Consider the following 26,590-nt stretch of genomic DNA (forward strand, 5'->3'; position numbering starts at 1 on the left):
CCCAATAGGCGCACTCGCTACCTATCAGGGGAGAATCCTGCATGCCTGGAGTCGACGGGCTGAATCAGAACGTCCCGTACCCGCTGCTCAGCGACCCGCCCAACATTGAAACGGCAGTCGGCAACCTAGTAAACGCCGCCGTTCCGAAGCTAAACATGCGTTTCGCCGACGCCAACGAGCGAGCGGCAACCGTTCCGTCACCGACGGCGGGAATGGAATGCTATCTGGTAGCCGAAAAACGCAAGGAACTCTATGACGGAACGTCGTGGGTGACGATGCTTCCGGGCGATTGGGTGCCACTGGCTTTCGACACGGGATACACGGGGTACACCACCACTGCGCCGGCTTACCGGATTATCAATGGCTCCGTGGAACTCCGCGGCAAGGTTCAGAAAACAAGCTTCGCGTCGATGACCAACGCAACGGCATTTCGCCTCACAAGCCTCCCGACGGCAATCCGCCCGGCACAGGAGCGGACATTCATCGTCGCAACCGAATGGGCGGCCGATCTTTTCGGGTGGCTGACGGTGCAGCCGAATGGAAACCTGACGGCCGTACTGCCGCCGACGGGCAGCGCCCCGGTCGGGGCCGTGGCCAGATGGATTGCCCTTGACGGCGTGCGCTACACACTCTCGTAACAAACTTCATAGACCACTTCGGACCCCGCCTCGTCGGGGTCTTTTTCATGCCTGGAGAGGACACGTAATGGGTGAGATTTGGATAGCTGAGGCTGAGCGACTCGGAGACGGCAGCATCGGCGGCGCGATGGATACGCCCGACGCTCCTCCGCGGGTCGTCTGGCACACCACGGAGAGTGGGGCAGGGGACGCGAGCTTCGCATCGGTCGGCCAGTACCTGATAGACGTCAGCTCCGAGCCGCACATCCTCTACGACCCGACGACCGACCGCCTGGCGCAGTACGGCCCGCTGAACCAGAGCGCGCGGGCACTGCGGAACGCGGGGACGCTGCGGACGAACAGGACTGGGCGGGTCTGCGTACAGATTGAAGTCCTGGCCCGAGCGAGCAAGCCTTTTACGGGCTACTGGCGGCCGGGAAAGAACTTCGCGGCCCTCATGCGCGCTATCCGCTCGTGGGGTGTCCCTGACGCCTGGCCTGCGGGCGCACTCGCGGACTCGTACACGGCTGCGTCGAGCCGCTCGACGTCGACGTGGACATCGCAGGGTGGCCACTACGGCCACTGCAACATCCCGGGCAACGACCACTGGGACCCGGGCGCAATCGACCGCGCGGCGCTGCTCGCCGCAGGCGGTGATTCGACGCCGGCCCCGCAGCCGTCGAAGCCGACCGTCAGCCTCTCCCGCCTGATCGCTGCGGCCCGGCGTGACCCTGGTCTTCCGCAGGGCGGGACGACGCACCCCAACGACGTCCGGCCGGTGGAGGCCGCGCTCCAGGCCGAGGGGCTGCTCTCCTCGACGTACGCGAAGGACGGTTCCTTCGGAAGCCTCACGCGAACGGCTTACGCAGGTTGGCAGCGCCGGCTGGGCTACTCCGGGGCGGACGCTGACGGAATCCCGGGCCGGACGTCGCTGACAAAGCTCGGCGCGAAGTACGGATTCGGGGTCACCGACTGATGGGGCCTGACGTCCTGGTGGCCGTGATCTCGGCGGTGGCGGTAGTCGTCGCCGCCGGGCTCGGCGCCCTCCCCGCCGTGCTGAACCTCCTCCGGCGGACCCGCGGCGCGGTGGCGGCAGAGGGCACGGCCACCCGCGAGGCGCTGGAGGAGTTCAAGTGCGCCGTACATCAGCGCATTGAAGACGTCCGTGTCGACGTCCGCGGCGACATCTCCGCAGTTCGCGAGGACGTCGCCGCTATTCGCGAGGACGTGACCCGGGTGCGCGAGTGGCAGGCCGGCCACGACGCGGAGCACCTGCTCATTGGCCGTCAGCCGCCTCCGAGAGGAGAAACCTAATGCCCATGCCTCCGGGCATCGCCACCGTCACGCTGAACGGGCGCTACGTCCGCCCCGACGGTACGCCGCTCGTCGGGACGGTCACGTTCACGGCTCCGGCCCTACTCACTCTCTCCGGCGCAGACACCATTGCGGCCGGCTCCGTAACGGTGACGCTCGACACGAGCGGGATGTTCTCCGTCATCTTGATCGCGACGGACAATCCGAACAGTCAGCCGACGGGCTGGCTCTACGGCGTGACGGAACGGTTCAAGGACGTATCGGCACGGACCTACTCCATCCCGCTTCCGCAGGGAACGCCGACGGTCAACTTGGCCGACATCGCGCCGGCCGATCCGTCGATGGGTACGTATTACCCGGTCGTCGGGCCTCCCGGAGCTAACGGTACGGACGGGACGGACGGCCGGACCATCCTCTCCGGATCCGGCGCCCCGTCGGTTGGTACCGGCGCGGACGGCGATTTCTACATCGACACTGCCTCGTGGACGATCTACGGCCCGAAGACGACGACCTGGCCCACCGGGCACCCGCTCGACGGCGTACCGCTGATCACGTCGGTGAACGGCCACACGGGTGCGGTGGCTCTGACAGCCTCCGACGTCGGCGCAGACTCGGCCGGCTCCGCAGCTGCCGCGCAGACGGCTGCGATATCCGCCGGACACACGTATACCGACGGCGCTATCGCGGCGGAGGTAACGAGGGCGAACAGCGCCTACGCCACCGGCGCCGCCCTGGCGTCGGCCACGGACCGGATCGCCGTCAACGAGGCGTGGATCGCCGGCCGTCAGCGCCAGACGATTCGGCGCGGAGGAATCGCGGACCTGGCGCTCTCCGACCCGCTGTACTCCGGCACGGCGCCGACGATCCAGACGACGCAGACGACGACGAGCAGTATCTCCGGCGCCGTCAAGTACGCGCCGCCGCTGGTGACGCTGAGCGGCTCTGACGTCCGGGGTGACTTCCTCTTCCTGGGGGCGACCGACTTCGCCATCGGTGCCAGCGCGCCCGATACCTCCTACGCCCTGCCAACGTCGCGGTATCCGCACAGCTACTCGACGCCGCAGAACAGCTGGGCGTTTGAGTTCGTGACGGATGCGCCAGACGTCGAGATGCGCTTCAAGTTCATGTCGGCAACGGCCTCGTTCTACAAGCTGAGCATTGACGGCCGGCCGCTGACCAACACCCCGCAGCTCATGGGCGGGACAACGACCGGTTCCGGTCACATGATCAAGTTTGCATTCGGCTCGTCGGCGACTCGTCGTCTGCGACTCGACCTGTACAACGTCCCGTTTGGCGGTATCTACATCGGGTCGTCCTACTCGCTGTGGCGCCCTGTGACGGCCCGCGGACGACTGATGGCACTAGGTGACTCCATCACCGACGGCAGCTCGCAGAACGCCGGCCAGGGCGTCGGCACATGGCTTTACCGCGCCGCGCGAATGATGGGCGTGACGGACGTCTGGGAGCAGGGACGAGGCGGTACGGGGTACATCACTGCCGGTACGAGCGCTGTCTTCGGTGACCGCCTGGCGGCCGACGTGGTGGCCTACTCGCCCGACGTGCTGATTATCAAGGGTGGGTACAACGACAACTCTGGTTCACAGTCGGCGATCCAGGCGGCCGCAGCCTCCCTGTACTCCGCGGCGAAGACGGGGCTCCCGTCGACGCAGATCATCGTGGTAGGCCCGATCTCCCCGACCGCCACGCCGGCGGGGAGCATCACGAGCACGGACACGACGCTCCGGACAGAGGCCGCGACGGCCGGGCTCCCCTATATCTCCCTCGTCACGGGGGAGACGCGGAACGGGGCAGGCACCATCATCAGCACGCAGAACCCCTTTGTGACGTCGGCGAACGCCTCGACGGTCATCGGCGTCGACGGAGTCCACCCCACTGACGCCGGGCACGAGCAGCTCGCCCGGTGGATGGTGCGCGCCCTGGCGCCGCTCCTGCCGCTGTAAACGATCACGTCGTCCGGCTGAACATCACGGACCGTCCACCCCATAACCCCTGCACGACCCATCGCAGGGGAGAGGGACACATGCATATCGGACTGATCGGCCGGGCCAGGTCCGGCAAGGACACCGCGGGCCAATGGCTCGTGGAGAACCGCGGGTACAACCGCGTCGCTTTCGCGGACCCGCTGAAGGACGCGGCGCTGCGGCTGGACCCGATCGTCTGGACGTCAACGTTCAGCCCCGACGTCGAACGGCTTACAGAAACAGTGTCGCGGGATGGCTGGGAGGTGGCCAAGGAGGAGCCGGAGGTCCGCCGCATCCTTCAGGAGCTGGGCGCCTCCATGCGCGCCATCGACGAGGACTTCTGGCTCCGCGCCGCCCTGGCCCGCGTCGACGAGGTGACCCGGACGACGGGCCGACCGTGTGTGATCACCGATGTGCGGTATCCCAACGAGGCCCGAAGTCTCGCGCGCGCCAGCTTCCGTCTGATCTACATCGACCGGCCCGGGATTCCTCACCTGGACCACGAGTCGGAGGGAGCCCTAACGGAGACCGACGCAGGCTTCGTCGTCCGCAATGAGGGGTCCCTCGACGACCTCAAGGCGCGCGTGAAGGAGGTGTGGGACGTCATCCACACCGACGAGTCGCGCCGCCACTACGCACGATCGCTCTCCTGAAAGGACCCCATGTCCAAGATCACCGAACGCATCAATGACGCCATCCTCCGCGCGTATGTCGCCCTCCAGCTCTTCGCCGCGCAGGAGCCGGTCCGGCTGCGTGCAGCACTCGCGTCCGTCATCCTCGCCGTCGGTGCGTGGCTCGGCCTCGACGTCAGCGGCTACGTGGAGCAGGCGGCCGTAGTCGGCGCCGTCATGCTCCCGATCCTCGTCGGTGAGTCGACGAGGCGGAAGGTAAGTCCAGTAACTGAGCAGTAACTCCCGAAGCCCCCGTCCTCCCCTTGTGGGAGGGCGGGGGCTTTTTGCGTTTCCGGGCATGACCATGAGTGGGCTATGGGCATGACCGAACCTACGCATGACCCTGTGACGTGCGACACATCGTGGGTTGAAACCGCAGGCGGGAGGGCATACCGGGCGGCGTCCGCGCGCGGGCTCATCCGTGAGTGCACTTACGGACGGGAGTGAACTGCACCTTCCGGGCGTACCCTGGCGATCATGCCGACCTCACCCGGCGCACTGGTGGAAGCCCTGACGGCCGCGTGGTCTCACATCCGAGACACGCATAGCGAACTCCCCCACGCGCAGATTGCTGTAGTGACCACTCCTCCCCCCGCTGACCACGGGCCGGACCGGTGGAGCCTGACTGACGTGGGCACGCTGAAGGGCCTCGTCGTCAGCACCGAGACACTCTCCGCGAGCGCTGAGTGCGCCGTGACGACGCTGCTCCACGAAGCTGCGCACGTGCTGTGCTGGCAGCGTGGCGTGCGAGACACCGCGACGCGGGGCTACTACCACAATGACGCCTATGTAAAGGCGGCGCTGGAGGTGGGTTTGGAGTGGCCGGATGATCGCGAGCGGGACAAGGTCAAGGGATACCCGGACCCGCGGATGAGCTCTGAGTCACTGGAGCGGTTCACTCGCGATATCGAGACGCTGACGCGGATTCTCCCGACGGTCCTCCCTCACCTCGAACCGCCAAAGCCGGCAGCCAAGCGTGCTGCTCGACCTAGCTTCCAATGCGGCGGCTGCGCGCCGGCGCGGAAGATTTGGGCGGCTCAGTCGACGGCCGACCTCGGCCCGATCATCTGCGGTGTCTGTCAGAAACCTTTTACGTAGTCTTCACGGGCACCCTAGACAGGGAACCCTAAGCTGCCGCTACTCTGGAACTCCCCGCCGTAAGGAGCTTACGCATCATGCCCTCGCCGTCGAAGGACCCCGTCCCCCGGAGCCGAGGCGCGGCCGTAGACAGGACGGATAGCGCTCCGACGCTCAATCTGCGGAGGGAGTCCACCAAGAGCCTGATTGCCCGGGGCGCCGCGTCGCTGCGCCGGCACGAGGAGATCCAGGGCGAGCAGACGATCTTGCTGAAGAACGTGGCGCAGGTCATGATCGAGCTGCGCAGGCGTACAGACGACTGGTCCGGCCGAAGTGGTGAGTACCGCAAGCTTGCGGCGGAGGTGTACGCGCAGGCGAACATTCCGCCGGACAGTCAGGCGGCGATCCAGGCGGCTGTGCGGTACCACATCGGCAACATGATCCGTCAGCAGCTTCCTCCGGCGGTGCTCAACGCATTGGGCCTGAAAGAGTTGGGCCCGGCGGAGCGGTGGCGCGAACAGCAGGCATCACGAACGGCGGTGATCGCTGTTGCGCGTAAAGAGGCGGCAGCGTCCGTTGCTTCCTCCGCGGCCCCGGAAGCCGAGCATGAGCCGGAGAAGCGGCAGGAAGCACCGGAGCAGCCTAAGGCGCGACCGATGGGCGCCTTCGTAGCCGACCACATCCGCTTGGCCAAGGGCGTGGCGTCGATCCTGAGTCAGCTGTCCGCGGCGACCATCGACGAGATGACCGACGGCCAGCGTGCCACTTTGGACGCTGAACTGGAGTCGGCGCAGAAGGTGCTGACCAAGCTTCGTCGGCACAGTCGCCGCAGGTCAGCGGCCTAACTGCCGCTCGACGTCGGCCGGCTCGTCCATCTCCCTGGGCCAAAGTGGCGAATCTGACCCCTTATTTCAACTTTCTCTATACGCGTGTAAAGAGAGTTGAAATAAGGGGTCAGATTCGCCACTTTGGCCCTCAGTCTGTCTCGGGCGGACGGCGAGGAAGGATCTTGTCGACGACCTGAACATCCTGACGCGCCCACCCCATAACCCCTCTGTAAGCACACAGCAGAGGGAGTGCACATGGCAGGAGTACGGACTCTGAGGCGGGGGTCGTCCCGCTTCTACATCGACCCGGACGACGCGCGGGTGAAGGTGCCCGGGGTGACGTCGGTCGTTGGGCAGCTTCCGAAGGACTACCTGACGTTCTGGGCGGCCCTGGAGTCTGCTAAGGCCGCAGTCGAGAACTGGGACATTGTCAGTCAGCTCGTGCAGCGGGACCCCGCGGGAGCGATCGACTATCTGAAAAACGCGCACCGACGAAAGAGCGCAGCCGCCGCGGATCTCGGGTCGGACGCCCACGACCTCTTCGAGCGTCTGGCGCGCGGGGAGACGGTCAACTCCCGCCACGTGCACGCGGACCTGAAGCCGTTCCTGCGCTGGTTCTCGGAGTTCCTCGACGTCGTCCAGCCCCGGTTTCTCTACCTCGAAGAGACGGTCTGGAGCGACACCTACGGCTATGCCGGCTCCTTCGACGCCGTGGCGGAGATCGACGGCGAGATCATCGGGCTGGACTGGAAGACGAGCAAGGCCGTTTACGAGTCGGTCGCGCTCCAGCTCTCCGCCTACCGGCACGCTGACCGGATCATCCTCGCCGAGACCGGGGAGTCCGTGCCGATGCCGACGTGGGACGGCTCCGCGGTGCTGCACGTCCGCTCGGAGGGATGGCAGCTCGTCAAGGTTGAGTCGGGGCCGCAGGTCTTCGAGCACTTCAAGGCACTGCGGAAGACGTTCGATTGGGAGTCGGACGCGAAGAAGCACGTAATTGGTCGGCCGCCGGTTGCGAGCGGCGGAGAGTTCGTCACCGGTACACAGCGGAGGGCGGCGTGAGGCACACGGACGGGCCGCTGGACTGGATTACAACTGGCGGATACACGCCGGAGAGCGTGCGCCGCTCGCACCACAGCCGGATGATCCCGGCGGGTGCCGTTAAGGCCATGCTCGACGCCGCAGACGAGGAACACACGCGGCTGATTCGAGCGGAGAACGGGCGTGGCGGAGATGCCCGCCAGGTCATCGCTGACGTTGCCCATGCATTGGGCATCGACATCGACGCCGGCCCCGGGCACCGATGGGACGTCGACCACATGCAGCGGGTAGTGCAGGGTGCGAAGTGCATCACCGAAGAGCGGGACGGTTTGCGGGCGGAGTTCCACGCACAGGCCGATCTTCTCCGCCAGGCCCGCGATCAGCGCGACGTCTGGAAGGAGAGCTTCGAGAAGCTGGACGCGAAGACGGTCCAGCCTCTTCGCCGCGAACTGCGGGAGGAGCGGGAGAAGAACGCGGCGCTCGTCGCGGAGGCGCGTGCGGCACGAGCCGCACTGCGTCGGGAGCCCGCCCGCATGGTGATCCACACTACGGCCGCGGAGAAGAGCGATTGGGAGTCGAGTGACCTCGTCACCGCCGACGTGTTCGCGAAGATCGCGGCGACTGCGCCCGTCGGCTCCCTCGTCGACGAGCTGAAGTCGGTCATCGTGAGCCAGGCGCGGGAGATAGCGCGGCTGAAGGGAGAGGGCGAGTGAACGCGGAAGAGGAGGTGACCGAGGCTTTGGTGAGCGCTGAAGTGCAGCTCCGCGGCGCCGAGGGTGCCACCGACCGGGCCGTCGATCTGCTGGTCCGCTACAACGCGGAGCGGGCGGCCGCTGCTCAGCCGGCCATGTCCCGCGCCGACGCCCTGAAATTGGCACGGGAGCACGTTGAGTCCATGAGTACCAATGCCCGCGGGTATCAGGACGGCGCCACGCTGACCATGAAGGTTCAGGCCGTCGAGCTGTTCGCCCGCTTCCTGCTGGGGGAGAGCGAGTGACTGTCCGAATCGAGACCGCCGACGAGGCGCAGAAGCGCCGGGAGCAGCAAGCCGTAGCGCAGCTCGTGGGCGCCGCCGCGCTCCTTCCCCTGGAGGCTTGGGTCGTCATGCTCGTCGTCGGCGCCGTCCACACGATCGCTGCACCTGTCGCGCCGATCGGCTACGGCACTGCCGTGCTGCTCTGTCTGGGCGTCGACGTCCTGGCGCTGATGGTCGGCAAGTTCCGCCGGCTGCGATAGCGCAAACCACTTACACAGCGGGGCGTCCGACGAGGGCGCCCCGCTCCCACGCATGCGCAGAGGAGAGGGCATGGACGCGAACATTTACTACAGCCCGGAGGCGTACGGGCTCACGACGCTGGGCGAGGTAGAGACGCTCGACAGCTACGACTTCACCAAGCTGGTGGCCTGGAGCCGCGACGCAGACGGGGCGCTCTTCTGGGCGACGGACTCCGGCTGCTCCTGCCCGTCGCCCTTCGAGGACTACACCGTCGAGAGCCTCGACCCGATCGTCGACGCTGCTGACTTCGCCCGTAAGTCCCGGGCGTGGCTGCGAGGGCGGTACACCACGCAGCACGGCAGCCGTGACGCGCTGGAGCGGATTATTCGTGAGGTTCAGCGGCGCATGACGGCGAAGGCGGTCGCGGCATGAGCCTCCAGGAGAAAGCCGGCAAGTGGGAGGCGGTGTGCGGTGTGATCCCGCGTTCCTACGTTCTCTTCGCGTCGGCCTTCGTGGTCCTGGCGCTGCTTCTGCTGACGGCGTGCGGCGCCGACGAGCCTGCGCAGTCGAGCTGTTACGAGCTCGACATCGACCGCCCGAAGTCGACGAAGTCGGCGCCCAAACCGCCCGCCCCGAAGCCGGCCGCCAAGGCCCCGTCGACGAGGAAGCGATGAGCGACGAGCGCAGCCCCGACTACTGCTGGACGCACGGCTGCATGCGCGGTCAGTGCCCGACACCGCACTGAGGAGTGAGCATGCTCGACCTGCTGATTATCGCGCTCGTCGGCTTCGTCGCTGGTTACGTGATCATGGGTTTGGTGATGCGATGACCTTCGACGAGTACGCCGGAGCCCTGGAGGCCGAACGGACCGCGCGGAACGACCGTGCGAAGTACGTCGTCGTCCCCGACGGTGACGCCTTCCATCTGACCCGCCGCAACGGCGCCCGGCAGGCGTGGGGCGTGACGCGGTACATCAGCCTGGAGACCGCGGAGCTAGCGGCGGCGCTTCTGAACCGCCTGAAGGAGGACGAGGCCTGATGACCCTCGAAGAGCACGCCCGCGCCATCGAAGCAGCGATCCAGGCTGCCGCGGACGACGGCTTCTATCTGGACAGTGGGAACGGAAGCGCCCCGGCCCGCCTGGAGCTGAACGAGGTTGATCAGCACGGCGACCCCGTGACGTGGGAGCGCCTGGAACTTCCAGACAACCCGATCTAGATGCATTAGGCATTCACGCATCACCACAGCCCCCGGTTGCTTCGGCGCCGGGGGCTTTCGGCGTGTACCCACACAGCAGAGGAGAGCGTTCGTGATCAACGGAGGACGCACCATCCACACAGCCACAGGAGCGACGATCACCGTGCGTCGGCGCGGGCTCGACGTCGACCTGGAAACGAGGAACGCACGGGGCGAGACGATCTCGACCGTTGCCATGCACGAGGACGACGCCCGCATGCTGCTGTCTCAGCTCGACGACGAGATGGGTGACTACCTCTACGAGCAGGGTTATGACGCCGGTCGGGACGTCGCGTGATCACCGCGGAGGAGCTGCTCGTCCGCCGGCTTGCGCATCTGCTGACGAAGCAGCGCGGCGGGACGTACAAGTACAACGAGGCCGATGCAAAGGCCATGGTCGCGCGGGTCAAGGAAGAGTGGAGGGAGTACCGATGAGCAGCACGCAGGCACGTTTGACGGAGTGGCTCCAGAATTACGCGCGCCTCGACGGGGTGGACGCGTCGCTCTTCGCGGAGCGGTTCCTCACGCAGCACGCTCACGAGCTTGCGGTGCGGGTTCGGGAGTACGACTACAACCCCGGCGAGGTCGGTCCCGTACACACGGCGTTCGAGACGGCCGCGGACCTCATCGACCCGGAGGTGATCTGATGGCCCGCACCGACCCTGCCAGCCTCTCGCCGACCGCCCAGGACGACGAGGCTGCGCTCAGCCGCCTCGACCGTCTCGCCGCCGCCTACGAGTTCATCAAGTCGCGCACATGGCCCGACGGCTACGGAGTGCACGACGTGCTGAGCGTGGCGCGGTTCCTGGGAGAGGAGCCGGAGTGACGGGTCGTCCCGTACCGCACACCGGCCGCCGGCGTTGGCACAGCCGCCGCAACAGGGCCGGGCGTCCCAACGGGGTGATCGGCGGTAGCCGCATCATCCCGCACCGGTACGCCGACGAGGGGGACAAGGGGCCGTGGTTCCGCCGGATCATCCGGCGACGTGAACGCGTGACGTGGACGACTGAAGCGCTGGAGGAGACCTAATGGCACGGATTATGACGGCGACCACCGTCGAGATCGAAGTGACCCGCGCGGAGCTTGCAGTGATTCACCGCGCGCTGCGGCTCGTACGGGACTTCGGCGACATGGCTGACTGGGACGCCGCGGATGAGATCCTCGTCGGCTTGACGGAGGTGGACTGATGTCCGTGTCCGACCTCGTAGCGGCTGGTGCGCCGGAGCTGCCTGCCCCGCTCTTCTACCGCGTCCGCATGGAGCTACCCAGTTGGGCCGGGCTCGTCCGCGTGGAGATCCGGGAGCCGTGGCTCATCGGGTCCTTTCAGGTGGAATGCGCCCGCGTCTGCCTTCACGACTTCCCCGACGAGTTGTCGGCCATCGTCCGTGGGTGCCAGCGGGCGGTGGAGGCACTGGAGACGCGCAGCAGGATCCGCCGGGCCAGTGAGTCGGTGCGGGACGACTACGCCGGCGACCACGGGAAGGAGCAGTGATGTACGGTCCGACACCCTCGACACCGCCCACGCCGGAGGAAATGAAGCGGCAGATCGCCGTGGCCATGCTCGACGTGACGGGCATGCTCGCGCCTGTTTACGACGCCGCGGACGGTATGAAAGCGGACCTAAGGAAGCGTGGTTGGTCCGACGCCATAGCGGAGCAGATTGCCGGTATGTGGCTGGCCACGATGCTGGCGAACTTCGCGGGAGGTGGGAAGCGATGACCGTCGCCAACCCCCGCCGCTACACCCTGGCGGACGCCATTCGCGACGACTTCGAGCGTCGGCACCCGCATGGGAAGAACACGCTCCTGTGCGGCCGATGCCGACGCCGCCTCGACCGGGAGGATTTTCGCGAGACTCCGTGGCACGGGCGCGCCGTGGACTGCAACCGGTGTGAGGGCGGCGGCTACCGGCTAATTCACGAGGAGCGCACGTATTGGGACCTGGCGCAGGCCCGGGAGAAGCTGCGCACCTACCGGCGTTACGCGCGGGCGCTTCAGCTCCGCCTACTGCTCGCGTCTGCGCCGTCGTCGAGCGAGGCCTTCGAGGCGTACCACGGCCCGTTTGAGCGCGCCGTAGCACGTAAGGCACACATGTGGTCGGCCGTTATTGCGCAGGCCGTCAGAGAGGCGGAGAGCGGTGTCTGAGCGCACGCGCGACGAGCGCATCGAGGCGTACTACCACGAGAGTGCGCGGGCCCTGGCGACGGACCTCGTCGACGCGGAGGACGAGGCGGCGCGGCTGCGTCACCTCTGCAACGGCTTCGTAGCCGCAAACCTCGGGCTCCTGAAGCAGGTGCGGCGCTACCGCACCGCCTGGCTCTCCGCCCGCCGGCGTGCCGTCGACGAGTTCAACCACGGCGCGGAGGCGCTGGAGCGGAAGGCGCGCGAGATTGCCGACCTGTCCGCGGAACTGCGTCGGCATCGTGAGTTCGCGGCGGAGGTGCATCGCGTCCGAAGCAAGACGATGGTGGATCTCGAAACAGCACGGGATCTCATGGAGAGCCACCTCCGGCCCGTGTACGAGTCGCTTCAGGAGTTGGAGGCCGCGCAGCGGGAGCGGAGGCCGTTCGTCCCCCGCGCTGAGCGGGAGTACGCGGCTGTCCGTGAGTGCACTTACGGACCCCCGCGACTGGAGTGCGCCGGTACGGAGGACGACGGCTCGACGGTGTGGATCCTGGCGGCCGGGCCCGATGTACCCCGGCGCAGGCACAGCGCATGACCCCGCGCAGCCGGTGGGCCCTCGTATGGGGCGGATGGGTCACGTACTTCGCCGTCGCGGAGTGGGTGGCCATCCGCTCGGGCCACGACGATGCGCCCCTCTCATCGCACCTGCGCTACGTCTTGGGCGCACGAAAGCGCAGCTTGCACACCCGCGCCGGACAGGTGGCTGCTGTGGCCGGGGTTGTATGGCTGGCCGACCACCTGTACGGGGGCGGGAAGTAGGTGGGGGTCCGCACTGAACATCCGACCGTGCCCACCCCATAACCAAAGTGTGAGCAAGGGAGACGGATTGGCTCACGCATAGAACTCACGCTGGAGGCACACACCTTGGCAGACAACATTCGCCGCATCTGGGAGACCGATCCGGACAGTAAGCCGAAGGAGCGGTCCTTTTCCGATGACTTCGTCGGCCGCTTCCGCTCCGGCCGGCTTGTCGGCAAGCAGCCGGAGGCGCTGAACCACTGGCGGGTCACGACGGGGGACCCGGTCGTCGCCGACAAGATTGCGCGGCTCATGGGCGGTGAGCCGGAGGAGTGGGACACCGACAAGGAAGACAGCCTCGAAGTCCTCACGGACTCCGCGTCGGTCGAAATCATCATCGAGTCGTCCGAGAAGATCGACGCGAGCATGAAGCTGTTCGGCATGACGGGCCTCGTCCACCACTGCGACGGCGTGGAATTCCTGTCGCCGGAGGAGGACAAGGGCGTACCGTGCGGCTGTCCGCCGCTTTTGCAGGATCGCAAGGACAAGGCCAAGTCCGGCCGCGGGCCGAAGCCCAGCATTGACGTGGTGTTCAAGCTTGCGGAGGCACCGGACCTCGGCCTCTTCCGCTTCAACTCCGGCTCGTGGGAGCTCGTCAAGGTGCTGCACAACGTGCTCGCCGACGTCGACGCCTACGAGGGCCGGCCGGTCCGCGCGACGCTCTCCATCGAGAACGTCAGCTACACGACGAAGGCCGGCCGGGACGTCTCGTACAACAAGCCGGTGATCAAGGTGCTCGGCCTGGCGGAGGCTGCCGCCCCGCTCGCCGACGCCGCCTGACGGAACACAGCTGCGCCCGCTCCTCCCGAATTGCGGTCGGGAGGAGCGGGCGTATCCACGATTCTACGCACACCAGAGGAGAGAAATGGGCAAGGCCAGACTGACCGACTTCACCGGCGCGGAGATCCGCCCCGGCGTTCTGATCGCCTACCCGACGCGCCAGGGCAACCGGGTGAGGAACTCCGAGGCGATCGTTAAGGAGCTGAAGAGCGGCCGGCAGAGCGGGCGCATCGTCCCGATGCTGAAGGTGAAGCCGACCGGTCGGGACTCCGGCTTCATCGCACGCTCGACGCTCGCGGAGCAGACCGTCAGTGCGGAACACGTCGTCGTCATCGGCATCGCGGAGGAGAGCAAGTGACGTTCAAGGTTGGCGACGCGGTTCGGCACAACATCCGGGGGCGCGCTGAGGTGGTGTACGGGCCCTACACGAGTCCGTTCGGGCGAGAACATTACGTGATCAGCCTGCCCAGCGGGCGCCAGACGGACGCGCCTGCGAACGTCCTGATTGCCGAGCCCAGGTTCGCCATTGGCGACGTGGTCCGCAACCCGCTGACCGGCATCCGCGGCCCGATCGTCGCCGGTCCCTACCTCGCCTGCGGCGACGGCGAGCGGTACTGGATCGTAGAGCAGCCGGACGGCCGTCACTCGACTCCGCGGGAGAACGGGCTCACGAAGGTGGCCACCGCCCGCGAGATCAACATCGGTGATCGGGTGCGCATCGTCAACAGCGGCTCTCGGGGCGCACTGGTCAAGGCCGGTGAGGTTTACGAGGTGCGCGCCGTAAAGACGCATGAGATCCAGGTCGATGGCGACGGCCGCGACCACCGTTGGTACCTGGACCCGGACGACGTCGAACGGGTCGACGAGACTGTGGCGGACACTTACACGCACGACGGCGTGACGTACGACCTGACGGCGGAGTACCGCGACAAGGACGGCGACACCTGGCGCTTCAAGCGCACGCACGACGGCACGGTTCGCGGTACGTGCTGGGGCGGAGTGATTCACGGCGACAGTGACTCGCTTGAGTACGTCGTCAGGGAGTACGGCCCCCTGACCAAGATCTAGGCTTCTTCCTCCCTTCAGCCCCCGGCGCCCACGTGGCCCGGGGGCTGCGGCGTTGGGAGACCAAATCGAAGGAGCAGAGATGGCGCTGACGGAGGAAGACGTCATCCGAATCGTCCACAGGGAGGTGCGGGCAGCACTGCGAATCCTGGCAGAAGCCGCCCGCGACTTCCCCGGGTACGAGACGGACCGCATGGATGACGCCGCCGCGCACGTCATGTGTCGCGTCGTGGAAGAGACCATGGACACGCTCCAGCACGAGGCCGGCTGTGCGTCGCGGATGGAGCGGTGGGGACGCTGCAACTGCGGAGCACTGGAGCGGTGAGCGGCGCCCTGTACCTGATCGACGACGCCGACGCGCCCGCCCTGGGCGACGTCCGCAGCGCCGGCCCGGATGACTGCATCTACATCCGCGCGTCCGCCTCGACGCGGAAGGACTGGCCCCGCTACTGGGAGGCGGCTGGCGTGGCGCTGAAGCGCGGGGCCTTCGTGCACATCATGAACCGAGGAGAGGGGCTGGTCTGATGGCCCGCCGCATGGTCGGGGACGGCCAGGAAATGTATCGCGTGATCATCACCCGACTGCCGCGCGTCGACAATCCGAAGTGGCAGCGGGGAGTGATCGGTCCAGGAGCCGAGCCCAGGTTCGTCTACGAGGGCGAGCCGGCTGAGACGAGCTATGGGCCGTACAACTCCATCGGGGCCGCTCGCGGGCAGGTTACGCATCACACGCTCGATTGGCGCGGAGAGCCTGCGCCGGGCGTTCTTGGCGGCCGGATCCAAAAGGCACACACGACGTGGGAGGACGTGAACTGATGGGCGTCTTCGACGGAATGATCTACCGCGTGCGGTCCCGCTTCGACGACGACCCGGACATGGGCGTTGTGACGGTCTACACCGACAACCCCCGCGGCTACTTCGCAGGGCTGGAGAAGCACGGGATTGCTCCCTCCGCGGCGAGGGTGGACCGTCTGAGCTACGTGGTGTCGACCACCGATCTCGGCTTTGGCGATTTGGAGGACGAGTGACAACGCAGCCGAACATGGAAGCTCAGTGCGCCCGCTACCGCGACGCGCTGAAGTACGACGCGTTCGCCTCGATCATTCCGAGCCGCCGCCCCGAGGTGAAGTATCACGCTGGGCTTGGGCGCGCGAAGTTGGCCGTGGGCTACGCCAACTGGGGCGGCGCCCGCGGAGGAGAGATCTACGAGCGGACGTCCGACGGATGGGCGCTGCTGTACCGAGTCGAGTCGGGTACGCCGGCCGACGAGCTGCCGTGGAAGGCGGACGCCGATGTCTGACCTCCCCATCGAAGGTGTCAGCACGCCGTCCGACAACGTGGAGGCCACCCTCGTCCGCAGCCGCTACCTCGACGGTCAGCCGCCCGTACTCGTCATCCGGGGCCGGCACGGAAGCGAGCAGCAGAGCGGCGGGACGCAGCTCGTGATCGGCGATTGGAAAGCCGCGGAGAACCTGGCGTACGAGATCCTTGACGCCGTTCAGTGCTGGCCGGGGGGTGCCGATGGCTAACCCCGCAAAGGCCCGCGGAACCGCGTGGGAGTCCGCCCTCGTCGGCTACCTCCAGGCGCATCACAATCCTGCCGCGCACCGCAACGTGCAGATGGGGAGCCGTGACATCGGTGACATCTCCGGCTACTACCTCCACGCCGTCGAAGCAAAGGCGGAGAAGTCGATCACCCTCGCCGACTACATTGCGCAGGCCAACCGCGAGGCGGTCCACGCTGGTCAGCCGTTTGGGTGCGCAGTCGTTAAGCGCCGGATGCGGGGAGCCGCGGACGCGTACGTCGTGCGGGACCTGGCGACGGACGTGCGGCTGATGAATCGGCTGAAGGCCGCGGAGGCGCTTCTTCAGTACCACGCCCCGGACCCCATATGGCGCATCTTTGACGAGCACCACCGGGGGGCGGCGTGAATTCTTGGCACCACGCGCAGTCGGCCGCCCGCAAGTGGGGCGGTACGCCGGAGGACTACCTCCCGATACAGGAGTTCATCGATAGCTCCAAGCAGATCATCGGCGACGTTCGGCACCGGTCGATGTACCACCACACGGCCGGCGTCTACCTCTGTCAGCGCATATTCGGCGACACCCTGACGGTGGGACGGAAGCGAATCCCCGTCCGCTTGATTGCGGAGCGACACATCTTGGAGGATCTTGGTTGGCTTCCCTCTCCAGCGGACTACATCGCGGGCATGGCCATTGCGCCATGGATGTCTGGTGCTCGCCGTAAGACAGTGCCGCTCTCTCATCTTCTGCTCAGCACGCCAGAAGGAGTCATGACGTGACCAGCGCCCGAAACTTCCTCAATATCCCCGTCGAAGGGGACTACTCCGAAGCGAGCGCCCGTGTAGCTCAGCGACCGATCGAAGATCTTCAGCCCGTTGTTCAAGCGGTTCTCGATGACCCGACGATCGTCGAGTTCGGCTGGAAGCAGTACACGCCCTACTTCAACGACGGTGAGCCGTGCGAGTTTTCCGCATATGGGCTGTGGGTGCGCACTGACACGGACGGGGAGATTGAAGACCTCTACGAGCTGGAGGCCGACAGCTCGCATCCCTCCCTCGGACGCCGGCCCTATCAGTGGGAGACCAGGGAGCATCTGCCGTACGAGGGCCCGGACGAGGCGCGCTACGAGCACGTTCAGGCGCTCCGTGGCGCAATCGAGGGCGGCGCATTCGAGAACGTCCTGATGGAAGCCTTCGGTGACCACGCACAGGTGATCGTCCGTCGGGACGGCATCGAGGTAGAGCACTACTCGCACGACTGACCACAACCGAACACCGCAACAAGGGGCGTCCTCCGGGGCGCCCCTTCTGCATACCCGCGAGAGGAGAGACCTTGCGACTGACCGACATCCTGGCGCGGCTCGACGGCGTGACGGAGGACCACGACGGACATCTTGCGCTCTGTCCGGCGCACCGGGACCAGCGGACGCCCTCGCTCAAGCTGACGCTGAAAGACGACGGGAAGCTTCTGCTCGTCTGCCGCGCCGGCTGCGACGGTGCCAACATTCGCCGTGCGCTGGACCTGGCGCCGTCCGACCTTTTCGACGTACAGGCCGACGGCGCCCGGACTGTGTCGTCTGCGCCGGTGGAGTCGGTCGGCATTGCGGAGACGGCCGCACTGCGCCTCTTCGTCGACGAGACGTCGGCGGCCCTTGTCGAATCGCCCCGGGCGACGGATTACCTAATGGCGCGCTTCGGAGTCTCTCCGGAGACGGCGCAGGATCTCGGCGTTGGCTTCATGGACGAGGGGCAGGCTGCGGCGCGTCCGTGGCTGAGCCGCAGCTTCACCCGGTACCCGCGGCTCACAGTTCCGCTCACTGGCTTCGACGGTATCGTCCGCGGTCTCCAGGGTCGGGACCTGTCGGGTACCTGCCCGGCGCGGTGGGTTGGGCTGACGAACGTGGCGGGCAAGACGTGGTCGAAGTACGGCGTCATGCGCTCCGGCGCCGGCTTCGACACGGTCCTGATCTGCGAGGGTCCGGGCGATGCCCTGACGGCCGTCGGTGCTGGCTATGACTCGGTGGCAATCCGCGGCGCAGGCCTGGCCCGGAATGCTGCGCTTGTTGCTGAGCTTGCCGCCGGCTTGCGGGACCTGGACGTCGTCATTGCCGGCGACAGGGACCGTGCGGGCGCTGGATTTACGGACTCCCTTGCCGTCGCCCTCGTCCGCGCGGGCGTCATGGTGCGCCGCCTGGAGATCCCCCGTGAAGGGGACGACCTGACGGACTGGCGTGAGCGTGACCTGGATGCCTTCCCCACGGAGCTGCACCGCGCCGTGCGCGCGGCGGCCGTCGTCGAGCTGGAGCAGCCGCCCGCAACGTCCGTCACGCCGGCCGTTCCCGCCACGGATGCCGCCCTTGAGTCGATGCCGCAGTCCGCGCGGGACATGTTCGACGGGACCGACGTCGGCATTGCCGTCCGCCTGCGGGACTTCATGGCCCGATCGGGCGGGGGTGTGCGCTACGCCCGTGGGCTCGGCTTTCTCGTCTGGGACGGCACCGTGTGGGCGCCGGGTGAAGCGGAGGTGCGTCGGCAGCTTCATCTGATGGGCGCGGAACTGATTGCCACCGGGGAGGAGGCGAGTCGAAAGCTCGCGCTCAAGGCACTGACAAATAAGTCCATCGATGCAGCGCTCAAGGAGCTTCCGTCTGTCCCCGGCGTGCCGGCGGACGCGGCCGACTTCGATGCTCGTCAGGAGCTGCTGTCAGTCGCCAATGGGACTGTGAACCTGCGGACGGGGACCTTGCACCCGCACCGTCCGGAGGACATGATTACGCGCCGCCTCGACGTGGCGTACCACCCGGACGCGCCCGCGGTTCGGTGGCTGTCCTTCCTGACGGAGGTGTTCCCGCACCACCCGGAGATGCCCGCTTACATGCGGCGCCTCGTCGGGTACGGCGTCACGGGGTCAACGGCTGAGCAGTGTTTCTGCTTCCTCCACGGCCAGGGGTCGAACGGGAAGTCGGCGTTCCTTGACGCTCTGATCTACACCTTCCGCGGAGTGACCAAGTCGACGGAGTTCAGCACCTTCGAGCAGCGCACGGCCGTGGGCCAGGCCTCACCGGAGCTTGCAGAGCTGCGTGGTGCAAGGTTGGTGACGGCGTCGGAGACGGAGAAGTACAGCCGTCTCGCGGAAGCCCTCGTCAAGCAGCTGACCGGCGGGGACCCGGTCACCGCGCGCCGGCTGTACGGCAACCCGTTCACGTATATCCCTAGCTTCCTCTTGCTCGTGGCCGGGAACTACAAGCCGGCGATCTTGTCGCAGGACTTGGGCGTCTGGCGCCGGGTGAAGTTGATCCCCTTCGAGGCCACCTTCAAGCGCGGATCGACGGCGGACACCGACCTCCCGTCCAAGCTCCGGGCGGAGGCTGAGGGCATCCTCGCGTGGGCGGTCCGCGGCGCGCAGGAGTGGTACGAGAACGGCCTCCAGGAGCCAGGATCCGTCGCCACCGCCACGCAGGACTACCGAGAGAGCGAGGACCGGTTGGCGGAGTTCATCGCTGCTCGCCTCGTCCAGGAACCCGGCGCGCGGGTCGCCCCGATGGCAGTCCGCCGCGCCTACGCGGAATGGGCGGAGGACGCGGGGTTGAGCCGGAAGGAAGTCCTGTCCGGCTGGGCGCTCGGCGTCGAGCTGGAAAGTCGCGGCTTCAAGAAAGCCAAGAGGGGCGACAGGTGGGGCTTTGACGGGATCCGTCTCGCCTCCGACACCGAGCGGGAGACGGCCGGTCGAGCCGCGGAAGAGATCACCTCTGATGGTCCGACCGGACCGGTGGACATCTTCGGACAGAGTTTGGAGGGTACGACGTGATCGAGCATTCCTTTCCCGTGTTGGGGCGACAGATACCTGTGCGCGTCCCCCAGACCGTCGACGATTTCCGAGCCTTTCAGCGATACATCATCGACGTGGCAAACCGTGGGGAGCGCCTGGCGTACGACACGGAAACGACCGGCCTTGGGACGTTCACCCGCGGCTTTCGCATCCGTACAGCGCAGTTCGGCACGCCGAACGAGGCATGGGTCCTCCAGGTGGAGAAGGGGGAAGATCTTCAGAGACTGGCCGCGTGGGCACTTCGCACCGCCCCCGCTCTGTCCATGCAGAACCGCAACTTCGACATGCTCGCCACTGATCGGCACCTGCCGGGGGCGTCGTTGGAGATGCTCGCTTCGAAAACGCTCGACACCTACATCTACAGCCATCTCTCAGACCCGCGTCGACGCGACCAGGGAGGCGTGGGCAACGGCCTGAAAGACGCTGCGGCGCACTACGTGGACCCGTCGGCCCCCGACACTGCCGCCGGCCTGTACGGCGAGTTTCACAAGATCGGCCACACGAAGGATACCGGCTGGGAACACATCGATATCGACAACCCGCTGTACCTCAGCTACGCCGGCGGGGACGTCATTCTCACGTCGCGTCTCCTGCCCAAGGTGGAAGCGCGTGTGCGGGAGCTGGGCGTTAACCCATCCCTCGTCCCGTTCGAGCACGAGGTGGGATTTGTCTGCGCGCTCATCGAGCGGCGGGGGATGCGAATTAGTCGCGAGTACACCACAGGCCTTTCTGCGCAACTGGCAGAGCAGGCAGCCGAGTGGGCAGCGAGGGCGGCACAGTACGGCGTAGCCAACGTGAACTCCACCCGTCAGCTCTCTGCCGCGCTGATAGGGATGGGAGAGAAGATCCCGGAGCGCACCGACTCCGGTGCTGTCAAGGTCGACAAGACGGTCTTGATGCGCCTGGCCGACGTGGACAAGGAGTGGGAGCCAATCGGGTCCCGCACCCCCAACCCGCTCGCCATGGCGGTCCTTCGCAGTAAGCGGGCGTCCAAGTGGCGCACGTCCTACTCGGAGGCAATGCTCCGCACCGCAGACGAGAACGACCGGGTGCATCCCAAGATCGGGGCACTCGCGGCCAGGACGGCACGCATGTCCATTAGTGATCCGCCGTTCCAACAGCTGCCGTCCGGCTCGTGGCTCGTCCGCCACTCGGTTAGGGCCGACGAGGGGTGTCGGATGATCACCGTCGACTATTCGTCGGTGGAGCCCCGCGTCATGGCGGCTCTGTCGGGCGACGAGCGGATGACTGCCGCCATCCTCCGCGGTGACGACCTGCACAACCTGACGGCCGCGTCGGTCTACGGATCCGACTTTACGCCGGGGCAGCGCAAGGTTGCCAAGGTGGTCCAGCTTGGGGTGGCCTATGGAGGAGGAGCGAAGACGATTGCTGCACAGACCGGGCTGTCGATGGCTGCGGCGCAGGACGCGGTGCGCGGCTACAAGCGGACGTACCCACGCCTCGCGCGCTACATCCGGCAGCTTCAGGGGCAGGTCATCCGCGACGGATATACCCTCCGGACTCCGTCCGGCCGGCGACTCGTCTTCGACCGCGACGCGGCGTATGCGAGCTTCAACGGAGAAATCCAAAGTACGGCGCGAGACATCTTCGCGCAGGGGCTGTTGGAGATCCACGCTCGCGGGCTCACGCCTCATGTCTTGCTCCCGGTGCATGACGAGATCGTGGCAGACGCCCCTGACAACGAGGCCCAGACAGTGGCGAAGGAGATCGGGGAGGCGATGACGATGTCTCTCCGCGGCATCCCCTTGGGTACGGATTCGGATGTGGGCGGCTCGTCGTGGGGATCCCTCTACATGAAGAAGGCGGCAACCATGACCGAACACGACCCGTGGTACGCGGCGCACCCGGAGGAGGCAGCCGCCGCGGAGCTGGCCCGCGCGTGACGGCGCTAAGGGCACGCACGGTAGTTGGCGTGGGACGGCCGGTGGCCGGAAATCGTCCCGTGGCCAGGCTGCGTCAGATCCGTCGCGTGCGCATCATGCCCCCATTGCGGCCCATTGGCCCTGCTCACGGCCTCTCCCGCGCCGACGTGGTCCAGCGATGGGAGGAGCTGGAATGGTGGTCGTGCACCTACTGCGGCGCCGACTTCGGGTCTGGCGTGGTGGCGGAGGTGGATCACATCGTTCCACTTGCGGTCGGCGGTCTTCACGAGTGGAGCAATTTGCAGCCGGCATGCGCGGAGTGCAACCGCTCCAAGTCGGACCGTGACGTAACTGAATGGCTGTCAGTTCTCGCAGGTCAAGGGGCGTGACGGCCCGATCTTCCCCGATGTCCGCGACGCGTGTCGCAGTTGACGATCGTTCACACCTCCTTCACCGGGTCACGATTTCATAACGGGAAAAGTTGAATCTTGAGCTGTGGCGTACGCCATATCCGCAGGTGAGGCGTGGCGTACGCCACAAGTCATACCCGCTGGCCGGTTTTTCGACATCGCCATGAAAGGTATTAAATGCGGACAGACCGGACGTCGACTTCCAGTCGCCTGGCAATTGCCCGGAAGCGGAGCGTCACATACAGTCCTGAACATGCTGGTGGTCATCACCTGACACATCTGATCAGCCGCCTATGTGAAGCGGTCGACGAGCTGTGCCAGGTGTCCGCCGCGTACGAGGACGCGCTACAGGCCCGGGGACGCCACGCCCAGGGTCATGACGAGACTGGACGCTCCGCCACGCGCGGCCCCTCTCGTCCCACGGAAGACATCGCATTGGATACAGCGCGTCAGGCGCTGACGAGAGAACTTCAAACGGGCGCCGAGTACCTCCCTTTCGCCATCGCGTACGTGCTCGGCGTCACTGCATCCATGGATCGTGCGCTCGCTCGCTGGGAGGGAGAGGACGCGGCTCAAGCACCTCGGGGGGTCGAGTGATTGTCATGACGGGGCCGCAGGGCACCGACGACGAGATCGGGGATTTGGCGGAGCGCGCCGGCCTCGTCGGTGCGCTCCTCGTGGCCGTACATCCTGTGCAGTGGGCGGCTGTAACGGCCCTCTATCGCACCCGCGGGTGGGAGCACTGTCCCCTGGCGCTGGCCGACGTGGCGATGGCACAGGCTCTGAGCATCCGGATCATCGACCTGCCGTAGCACGTCCGTAAGTGCACTTACGTAGCTGGCCCCCGTTCCCACGAGGGACGGGGGCTTTGTGCTTTCCGCACACCCCCGCAGATACGTGACTCACGTCACACGAACATCCCTGAACATCGCTTCGACTCCACCCCATAACCCCATCACGACAACCACTCACGAGGGGAACGACATGGCCCGGTCGGCAGTTACGGTCACGGACGAGATGATTCAGGCCGCGCAGGGGGGCGACGCAGACGTCATGTGGCAGATCGTCACCGCGTACGAATCCGTCCTCGTCGGCATCATCCGCTCGGTGGCGCCCAGGGCGGACAAGACGGCCGCGGAGGACCTGCTCCAGGAAGCGCGGGCCGCGCTCATTCAGCACGTGCGGGACTACGACACGTCCACGTCGTCGGCGCAGCTCCACACCTACGCGTACCGTGCCGTGCGCCGGGCCGTCGCCGAGGAATGGGTGCGCGCCACGGTCGGCCTGACGGTGGACCCGTCGGCCGCTCTCCGGGTACGCCAGGCCCTCTGGAGCACGGACGGCGACGTCGAGGGCGCCTGGACGATCGTCAGCACGCACCCGGAGCCGCGCAAGTGCATGGCCCGTGCCACTTTCCTGGCGGTCCTCGACGCACTCGGCGCTATGGAGTCCCTCGACGCCCCCGCGCTTGCCGGCGGGGATGACGCGGACGTGACCCTCGCCGACGTCATCCCCGACACATCCGCGGAAGTCACCGGCGCCATAGAGCGCCGTGACCTGGCCCGGTGGCTGGTGACGCAGGTGTCACCACGTCAAGCACTGGCGCTCCGGGCGTACTACGGCATCGGCATGGAGCGCCGGCAGGACGCCGACGTCTGCGCCGACATGGAGATTAAGCCCAACACCCTCCGGCAGCTGCGACACCAGGGTGTACAGCGCGCCCGGAGCGTGGCCGCTGCTCACGACATCGCCGCGTAAATCACTCCCTCAATGATCGGAGCTTCACCATGTCCCGACTCCCCTCTCTCGACGCCTACGACGTCCAAGGTGTGCGCCCCGACGAGGCCGCCCTCTGGGGCGACGACGTCACCTACGCGCTCGACGAGCTGACTGACCTCCCCGTCGACCTCGACGACGTCTGACGCCTCCGTAAGTGCACTTACGGAGGTCGCGAAAAAAGGGGGGGTTGTGGCGTACGCCATAACTGTGTCACTATGAAGTCACGCAAGGGGCTCACGGAGGGCCCGGCGGGGAAGGGGACCACTGTGGAATCCATCATGAGGAAGCGCGTACGTCTCGCCGACGGGCGAGAGGGGCGCGTGTGTCAGGAACTGCCTGCATACGCCCGGATCCGGCTCGACGTTCCCCGAAGTCCCATCCGCTGCGTAGACGTCGGCTGGGACAGGTTCATCGCCGGCGCGGGAGACGGAACCCCGGAAGCCCCGTACCGCATTCGCTAGCACCACCCGCCCCGGCCAAGCCGCGACGGTGCCGGATCGAATCCGGCCCGGGGCACGCGAAGCACATCCTCTCTACGGGAGCGATCATGAACCCGCTCGAACTGCGCTACGTCCTTCACAAGGCCCTGACGGGATCGGACGAGGTGCTGTCCGTGACCCTCGTCAGCCCGATGCCGGGCAAGCCCGTACAACTCGAAATCACCACGTCGGACCCCTACGCCCCGATCGGGCACCGCCCCGTCTCGGGCGGTCGCAGCTACCGCGTCACGGTGGAGGAGATCTGATGAACGACGGCTATGGCGCGTGCGATTACTGCGGGTGGAACGGCAAGCTCCGCAAGAACGGCACTATGCGGCGCCACCGTCCCCCGGTCGATGCCGGCAAGGTCGGTAGTACGGGCAGCCTCCCACAGGACATGCACGCGGACGCCTGCAAGGGAAGCGGCGCATCCCCGTACGTGGAGGGCACCAAGCCCCACGACATCCGCACGGCGGCGTTGGGCGGCATCAGTGCGGCGAAGGTTGATACGTCGGAGGAGGACTCTGGTCCGAGCCTCGACGACTACGCGACGGCAAGCCGGATCATCCAGAGCCTTATGCCTGGTGTCCGTCGCTGACCGAGCCGAAACGCCCTCCGGGGCGTCCGCGGAGGGTGGCCTCCCCGCGCTGATGAGGCAGGCCGTAGGAGGAGAGATGGCGCAGGTCTTCCAGTGCGCAGCATGCGGAGCGCACATCTGCGGGGCGGCGTGGTTCCCCAAGGCAGCTACGGACTCCATGGGCCGGCTGCGTGATCACGACTACGCCGGCCCCCACTTCTGCTCGCAGGAGTGCCGCGACGGTGCCGATAACTAGCTTGACCCGCCCCGCGACGGCCGGTCCTCCACCTCCCCGGAGGGCGCGCGGTTCGAGTCCGCGGCGGGGCACTCGAAGCACTGTCAGCAGCGTGGGAGTAGAGATGAACGGATTTCCGACGGGCAAGCCGGCCGACCGGTTCACCGGGGCGGGCTGCCACAGCAGGGTGGGAAGCGTCCTCCCTGACGACAGCGACATCACCCGCGCCGGGGTGGCTGACCTCGTGGTCACCTTCGCGACCGTCATGGACAGCATGACCCGCACGAACAACACCACGTCGCTCGCTCTGCTGGGCCGGTACGCCGGTCAGCTGTGGTGGGAGATGACCGGTCGCGGCGTCGAGTTCAAGTAGGGCGGCGACGGTGGCAAGCATCTGCGACGGCACGACGCACCAGGGCACACGGAACTGTCCCGGCGCTGGCCGCTGGATCGTTCGTCTGGCCGGGGAGGGCGGAGCCTTCCGGGCGGCGTGTGACCGGCACCTCTCGCAGGTCGGCCGGTACCTCCTCGACGGCGAGCGTGGCGGCCTGGAGGTCCACAGCATTCACGTCTACGAGTGAGACAACCGCCCCGCATAGGTCAGCCCTCCACCTCCCCGGAGGGCGCGCGGTTCGAATCCGCGGCGGGGTACTCGAAGCACCAACACTCCGGAGGACCCATGGAATTCATCATCGGTCAGCGCGTCCGCACCACCGTCGACACCCCGTCGATGTGGGAGGAAGGCACCTGCATCCCGGCCGGTAGCCTCGGCACCATCAAGCACACGCGCGGCCGATTCGCGTGCTACGCCGTGCTTCTGGACGACGACCCGGACCAGATGCCGGCGTCCTACGAGGTGCACGAGCTGGAGGCGGCGTGACCACCCACGTCTACCCCTACGACCTCCCGCCGACCGAAGAGCTGACCCCCGATCAGTGGTCCGGTTCCGACTGCGTCTACTGCCCCGGGGACGGTGACGGCTCCATGCGCGTCGTCGGCCGGCTCAAGGGACACGTCCTGTTCGCGCACATCATGTGCGCCGCCGACCACCGTTGGCCCGAGAGTTAGGA

General features: G+C 66.9%; 52 protein-coding genes and 1 other RNA gene. All 53 read left to right on the top strand.

Features of this window, described 5'->3' with window-relative positions:
* The first annotated feature begins 41 nt into the window (after positions 1–41).
* Positions 42–638 (top strand): hypothetical protein, encoded by a 597-nt coding sequence (locus ACZ4VL_RS00440; protein ID WP_468193724.1) that lies wholly within the window; start codon positions 42–44, stop codon positions 636–638.
* Positions 639–765: 127 nt separating this feature from the next.
* A complete protein-coding gene (locus tag ACZ4VL_RS00445) occupies positions 766–1,593 on the top strand; it encodes a peptidoglycan-binding protein LysM (RefSeq protein ID WP_468193726.1) in 828 nt (275 codons plus the stop codon).
* Complete coding sequence (locus tag ACZ4VL_RS00450) at positions 1,593–1,931, top strand: hypothetical protein (RefSeq protein ID WP_468193728.1); 339 nt, start codon at positions 1,593–1,595, stop codon at positions 1,929–1,931. Before ACZ4VL_RS00445 ends, ACZ4VL_RS00450 begins: the two co-directional genes overlap by 1 nt.
* The gene (locus ACZ4VL_RS00455) at positions 1,931–3,892 is read left to right on the top strand and encodes an SGNH/GDSL hydrolase family protein (protein ID WP_468193730.1); all 1,962 of its coding nucleotides are present in this window, start codon (positions 1,931–1,933) and stop codon (positions 3,890–3,892) included. The genes ACZ4VL_RS00450 and ACZ4VL_RS00455 overlap by 1 nt, the downstream gene beginning before the upstream one ends.
* 80 nt (positions 3,893–3,972) lie before the next feature.
* Positions 3,973–4,566: a deoxynucleotide monophosphate kinase family protein gene (locus ACZ4VL_RS00460; protein WP_468193733.1), complete on the top strand. Its 594-nt coding sequence runs from the start codon at positions 3,973–3,975 to the stop codon at positions 4,564–4,566.
* Positions 4,567–4,575: 9 nt separating this feature from the next.
* Positions 4,576–4,824 carry a hypothetical protein gene (locus ACZ4VL_RS00465; RefSeq protein ID WP_468193735.1) on the top strand — a complete coding sequence of 83 codons (249 nt, stop codon included), beginning with the start codon at positions 4,576–4,578 and terminating at the stop codon, positions 4,822–4,824.
* Positions 4,825–5,214: 390 nt separating this feature from the next.
* Positions 5,215–5,682, top strand: coding sequence for a hypothetical protein (locus ACZ4VL_RS00470; RefSeq protein ID WP_468193738.1), 468 nt, complete (start codon positions 5,215–5,217; stop codon positions 5,680–5,682).
* Between the two features lie 77 nt (positions 5,683–5,759).
* Positions 5,760–6,506, top strand: a complete 747-nt coding sequence (locus tag ACZ4VL_RS00475; RefSeq protein WP_468193741.1) for a hypothetical protein — start codon at positions 5,760–5,762, stop codon at positions 6,504–6,506.
* Between the two features lie 237 nt (positions 6,507–6,743).
* On the top strand, positions 6,744–7,550 hold the full coding sequence (locus tag ACZ4VL_RS00480) for a PD-(D/E)XK nuclease family protein (RefSeq protein ID WP_468193743.1): 807 nt from the start codon (positions 6,744–6,746) through the stop codon (positions 7,548–7,550).
* Positions 7,547–8,242, top strand: a complete 696-nt coding sequence (locus tag ACZ4VL_RS00485; protein WP_468193746.1) for a hypothetical protein — start codon at positions 7,547–7,549, stop codon at positions 8,240–8,242. Before ACZ4VL_RS00480 ends, ACZ4VL_RS00485 begins: the two co-directional genes overlap by 4 nt.
* A complete protein-coding gene (locus tag ACZ4VL_RS00490; protein WP_468193748.1) occupies positions 8,239–8,526 on the top strand; it encodes a hypothetical protein in 288 nt (95 codons plus the stop codon). Before ACZ4VL_RS00485 ends, ACZ4VL_RS00490 begins: the two co-directional genes overlap by 4 nt.
* Positions 8,523–8,765: a hypothetical protein gene (locus ACZ4VL_RS00495; protein ID WP_468193751.1), complete on the top strand. Its 243-nt coding sequence runs from the start codon at positions 8,523–8,525 to the stop codon at positions 8,763–8,765. Before ACZ4VL_RS00490 ends, ACZ4VL_RS00495 begins: the two co-directional genes overlap by 4 nt.
* 70 nt (positions 8,766–8,835) lie before the next feature.
* Complete coding sequence (locus ACZ4VL_RS00500) at positions 8,836–9,177, top strand: DUF7574 domain-containing protein (RefSeq protein ID WP_468193754.1); 342 nt, start codon at positions 8,836–8,838, stop codon at positions 9,175–9,177.
* Entirely contained in the window at positions 9,174–9,419 is a 246-nt protein-coding gene (locus ACZ4VL_RS00505) for a hypothetical protein (protein ID WP_468193756.1), read from the top strand. Before ACZ4VL_RS00500 ends, ACZ4VL_RS00505 begins: the two co-directional genes overlap by 4 nt.
* A gap of 151 nt (positions 9,420–9,570) precedes the next feature.
* The gene (locus tag ACZ4VL_RS00510; RefSeq protein ID WP_468193758.1) at positions 9,571–9,783 is read left to right on the top strand and encodes a hypothetical protein; all 213 of its coding nucleotides are present in this window, start codon (positions 9,571–9,573) and stop codon (positions 9,781–9,783) included.
* Positions 9,783–9,962, top strand: coding sequence for a hypothetical protein (locus ACZ4VL_RS00515; RefSeq protein WP_468193760.1), 180 nt, complete (start codon positions 9,783–9,785; stop codon positions 9,960–9,962). The genes ACZ4VL_RS00510 and ACZ4VL_RS00515 overlap by 1 nt, the downstream gene beginning before the upstream one ends.
* Positions 9,963–10,053: 91 nt before the next feature.
* A complete protein-coding gene (locus tag ACZ4VL_RS00520) occupies positions 10,054–10,278 on the top strand; it encodes a hypothetical protein (protein ID WP_468193762.1) in 225 nt (74 codons plus the stop codon).
* Positions 10,275–10,415 (top strand): hypothetical protein, encoded by a 141-nt coding sequence (locus ACZ4VL_RS00525; RefSeq protein ID WP_468193764.1) that lies wholly within the window; start codon positions 10,275–10,277, stop codon positions 10,413–10,415. The genes ACZ4VL_RS00520 and ACZ4VL_RS00525 overlap by 4 nt, the downstream gene beginning before the upstream one ends.
* Complete coding sequence (locus ACZ4VL_RS00530) at positions 10,412–10,627, top strand: hypothetical protein (RefSeq protein WP_468193766.1); 216 nt, start codon at positions 10,412–10,414, stop codon at positions 10,625–10,627. The genes ACZ4VL_RS00525 and ACZ4VL_RS00530 overlap by 4 nt, the downstream gene beginning before the upstream one ends.
* Complete coding sequence (locus ACZ4VL_RS00535; RefSeq protein WP_468193768.1) at positions 10,627–10,806, top strand: hypothetical protein; 180 nt, start codon at positions 10,627–10,629, stop codon at positions 10,804–10,806. The genes ACZ4VL_RS00530 and ACZ4VL_RS00535 overlap by 1 nt, the downstream gene beginning before the upstream one ends.
* Positions 10,803–11,009, top strand: a complete 207-nt coding sequence (locus tag ACZ4VL_RS00540; protein WP_468193770.1) for a hypothetical protein — start codon at positions 10,803–10,805, stop codon at positions 11,007–11,009. Before ACZ4VL_RS00535 ends, ACZ4VL_RS00540 begins: the two co-directional genes overlap by 4 nt.
* Positions 11,009–11,167 (top strand): hypothetical protein, encoded by a 159-nt coding sequence (locus ACZ4VL_RS00545; RefSeq protein WP_468193772.1) that lies wholly within the window; start codon positions 11,009–11,011, stop codon positions 11,165–11,167. The genes ACZ4VL_RS00540 and ACZ4VL_RS00545 overlap by 1 nt, the downstream gene beginning before the upstream one ends.
* A complete protein-coding gene (locus tag ACZ4VL_RS00550) occupies positions 11,167–11,472 on the top strand; it encodes a hypothetical protein (protein ID WP_468193775.1) in 306 nt (101 codons plus the stop codon). Before ACZ4VL_RS00545 ends, ACZ4VL_RS00550 begins: the two co-directional genes overlap by 1 nt.
* The gene (locus tag ACZ4VL_RS00555) at positions 11,472–11,699 is read left to right on the top strand and encodes a hypothetical protein (RefSeq protein WP_468193777.1); all 228 of its coding nucleotides are present in this window, start codon (positions 11,472–11,474) and stop codon (positions 11,697–11,699) included. The genes ACZ4VL_RS00550 and ACZ4VL_RS00555 overlap by 1 nt, the downstream gene beginning before the upstream one ends.
* Entirely contained in the window at positions 11,696–12,124 is a 429-nt protein-coding gene (locus tag ACZ4VL_RS00560) for a hypothetical protein (RefSeq protein WP_468193780.1), read from the top strand. Before ACZ4VL_RS00555 ends, ACZ4VL_RS00560 begins: the two co-directional genes overlap by 4 nt.
* Complete coding sequence (locus ACZ4VL_RS00565) at positions 12,117–12,698, top strand: hypothetical protein (protein ID WP_468193783.1); 582 nt, start codon at positions 12,117–12,119, stop codon at positions 12,696–12,698. Before ACZ4VL_RS00560 ends, ACZ4VL_RS00565 begins: the two co-directional genes overlap by 8 nt.
* Positions 12,695–12,922, top strand: a complete 228-nt coding sequence (locus ACZ4VL_RS00570; protein ID WP_468193786.1) for a hypothetical protein — start codon at positions 12,695–12,697, stop codon at positions 12,920–12,922. Before ACZ4VL_RS00565 ends, ACZ4VL_RS00570 begins: the two co-directional genes overlap by 4 nt.
* Positions 12,923–13,027: 105 nt before the next feature.
* Positions 13,028–13,741, top strand: coding sequence for a recombination directionality factor (locus ACZ4VL_RS00575; protein ID WP_468193789.1), 714 nt, complete (start codon positions 13,028–13,030; stop codon positions 13,739–13,741).
* An 85-nt stretch (positions 13,742–13,826) separates the two neighbouring features.
* A complete protein-coding gene (locus ACZ4VL_RS00580) occupies positions 13,827–14,099 on the top strand; it encodes a hypothetical protein (protein WP_468193792.1) in 273 nt (90 codons plus the stop codon).
* The gene (locus ACZ4VL_RS00585; protein WP_468193794.1) at positions 14,096–14,809 is read left to right on the top strand and encodes a phiSA1p31-related protein; all 714 of its coding nucleotides are present in this window, start codon (positions 14,096–14,098) and stop codon (positions 14,807–14,809) included. Before ACZ4VL_RS00580 ends, ACZ4VL_RS00585 begins: the two co-directional genes overlap by 4 nt.
* A 79-nt stretch (positions 14,810–14,888) precedes the next feature.
* The gene (locus ACZ4VL_RS00590) at positions 14,889–15,131 is read left to right on the top strand and encodes a hypothetical protein (RefSeq protein ID WP_468193796.1); all 243 of its coding nucleotides are present in this window, start codon (positions 14,889–14,891) and stop codon (positions 15,129–15,131) included.
* Entirely contained in the window at positions 15,128–15,331 is a 204-nt protein-coding gene (locus ACZ4VL_RS00595) for a hypothetical protein (protein WP_468193798.1), read from the top strand. Before ACZ4VL_RS00590 ends, ACZ4VL_RS00595 begins: the two co-directional genes overlap by 4 nt.
* Positions 15,331–15,621 (top strand): hypothetical protein, encoded by a 291-nt coding sequence (locus ACZ4VL_RS00600; protein WP_468193800.1) that lies wholly within the window; start codon positions 15,331–15,333, stop codon positions 15,619–15,621. The genes ACZ4VL_RS00595 and ACZ4VL_RS00600 overlap by 1 nt, the downstream gene beginning before the upstream one ends.
* Positions 15,621–15,833, top strand: a complete 213-nt coding sequence (locus ACZ4VL_RS00605) for a hypothetical protein (protein ID WP_468193802.1) — start codon at positions 15,621–15,623, stop codon at positions 15,831–15,833. Before ACZ4VL_RS00600 ends, ACZ4VL_RS00605 begins: the two co-directional genes overlap by 1 nt.
* Positions 15,834–15,847: 14 nt before the next feature.
* A complete protein-coding gene (locus ACZ4VL_RS00610) occupies positions 15,848–16,105 on the top strand; it encodes a hypothetical protein (protein WP_468193804.1) in 258 nt (85 codons plus the stop codon).
* Positions 16,098–16,334, top strand: coding sequence for a hypothetical protein (locus ACZ4VL_RS00615; RefSeq protein WP_468193806.1), 237 nt, complete (start codon positions 16,098–16,100; stop codon positions 16,332–16,334). Before ACZ4VL_RS00610 ends, ACZ4VL_RS00615 begins: the two co-directional genes overlap by 8 nt.
* Positions 16,327–16,737, top strand: a complete 411-nt coding sequence (locus tag ACZ4VL_RS00620) for a hypothetical protein (protein WP_468193809.1) — start codon at positions 16,327–16,329, stop codon at positions 16,735–16,737. Before ACZ4VL_RS00615 ends, ACZ4VL_RS00620 begins: the two co-directional genes overlap by 8 nt.
* The gene (locus ACZ4VL_RS00625; protein WP_468193812.1) at positions 16,734–17,108 is read left to right on the top strand and encodes a DUF6915 family protein; all 375 of its coding nucleotides are present in this window, start codon (positions 16,734–16,736) and stop codon (positions 17,106–17,108) included. The genes ACZ4VL_RS00620 and ACZ4VL_RS00625 overlap by 4 nt, the downstream gene beginning before the upstream one ends.
* Positions 17,105–17,590: a hypothetical protein gene (locus ACZ4VL_RS00630; protein ID WP_468193815.1), complete on the top strand. Its 486-nt coding sequence runs from the start codon at positions 17,105–17,107 to the stop codon at positions 17,588–17,590. Before ACZ4VL_RS00625 ends, ACZ4VL_RS00630 begins: the two co-directional genes overlap by 4 nt.
* 71 nt (positions 17,591–17,661) lie before the next feature.
* On the top strand, positions 17,662–20,136 hold the full coding sequence (locus tag ACZ4VL_RS00635; protein WP_468193817.1) for a phage/plasmid primase, P4 family: 2,475 nt from the start codon (positions 17,662–17,664) through the stop codon (positions 20,134–20,136).
* Complete coding sequence (locus ACZ4VL_RS00640) at positions 20,133–22,061, top strand: DNA polymerase (protein ID WP_468193819.1); 1,929 nt, start codon at positions 20,133–20,135, stop codon at positions 22,059–22,061. Before ACZ4VL_RS00635 ends, ACZ4VL_RS00640 begins: the two co-directional genes overlap by 4 nt.
* Before the next feature lie 95 nt (positions 22,062–22,156).
* Positions 22,157–22,429, top strand: coding sequence for an HNH endonuclease (locus ACZ4VL_RS00645; protein WP_468194216.1), 273 nt, complete (start codon positions 22,157–22,159; stop codon positions 22,427–22,429).
* Positions 22,430–22,627: 198 nt separating this feature from the next.
* Positions 22,628–23,047 (top strand): DUF7169 domain-containing protein, encoded by a 420-nt coding sequence (locus tag ACZ4VL_RS00650; protein WP_468193822.1) that lies wholly within the window; start codon positions 22,628–22,630, stop codon positions 23,045–23,047.
* 5 nt (positions 23,048–23,052) lie between these two features.
* On the top strand, positions 23,053–23,262 hold the full coding sequence (locus tag ACZ4VL_RS00655; protein WP_468193825.1) for a hypothetical protein: 210 nt from the start codon (positions 23,053–23,055) through the stop codon (positions 23,260–23,262).
* 172 nt (positions 23,263–23,434) lie between these two features.
* Positions 23,435–24,208, top strand: coding sequence for a sigma-70 family RNA polymerase sigma factor (locus ACZ4VL_RS00660; protein ID WP_468193828.1), 774 nt, complete (start codon positions 23,435–23,437; stop codon positions 24,206–24,208).
* Between the two features lie 29 nt (positions 24,209–24,237).
* Positions 24,238–24,372 (top strand): hypothetical protein, encoded by a 135-nt coding sequence (locus ACZ4VL_RS00665; RefSeq protein ID WP_468193832.1) that lies wholly within the window; start codon positions 24,238–24,240, stop codon positions 24,370–24,372.
* Positions 24,373–24,776: 404 nt separating this feature from the next.
* On the top strand, positions 24,777–24,974 hold the full coding sequence (locus tag ACZ4VL_RS00670; RefSeq protein ID WP_468193835.1) for a hypothetical protein: 198 nt from the start codon (positions 24,777–24,779) through the stop codon (positions 24,972–24,974).
* On the top strand, positions 24,974–25,306 hold the full coding sequence (locus tag ACZ4VL_RS00675) for a hypothetical protein (RefSeq protein WP_468193836.1): 333 nt from the start codon (positions 24,974–24,976) through the stop codon (positions 25,304–25,306). The genes ACZ4VL_RS00670 and ACZ4VL_RS00675 overlap by 1 nt, the downstream gene beginning before the upstream one ends.
* Before the next feature lie 3 nt (positions 25,307–25,309).
* Positions 25,310–25,373: hammerhead ribozyme type II (locus ACZ4VL_RS00680), an RNA gene on the top strand.
* 271 nt (positions 25,374–25,644) lie between these two features.
* Positions 25,645–25,893, top strand: coding sequence for a hypothetical protein (locus ACZ4VL_RS00685; protein ID WP_468193838.1), 249 nt, complete (start codon positions 25,645–25,647; stop codon positions 25,891–25,893).
* A gap of 10 nt (positions 25,894–25,903) precedes the next feature.
* Positions 25,904–26,101, top strand: a complete 198-nt coding sequence (locus ACZ4VL_RS00690) for a hypothetical protein (RefSeq protein ID WP_468193842.1) — start codon at positions 25,904–25,906, stop codon at positions 26,099–26,101.
* 98 nt (positions 26,102–26,199) lie between these two features.
* The gene (locus ACZ4VL_RS00695) at positions 26,200–26,400 is read left to right on the top strand and encodes a hypothetical protein (RefSeq protein ID WP_468193844.1); all 201 of its coding nucleotides are present in this window, start codon (positions 26,200–26,202) and stop codon (positions 26,398–26,400) included.
* On the top strand, positions 26,397–26,588 hold the full coding sequence (locus tag ACZ4VL_RS00700) for a hypothetical protein (protein WP_468193847.1): 192 nt from the start codon (positions 26,397–26,399) through the stop codon (positions 26,586–26,588). The genes ACZ4VL_RS00695 and ACZ4VL_RS00700 overlap by 4 nt, the downstream gene beginning before the upstream one ends.
* The last annotated feature ends 2 nt before the right edge of the window (positions 26,589–26,590 follow it).

This window comes from Streptomyces sp. NPDC029014 (genome assembly GCF_055564695.1).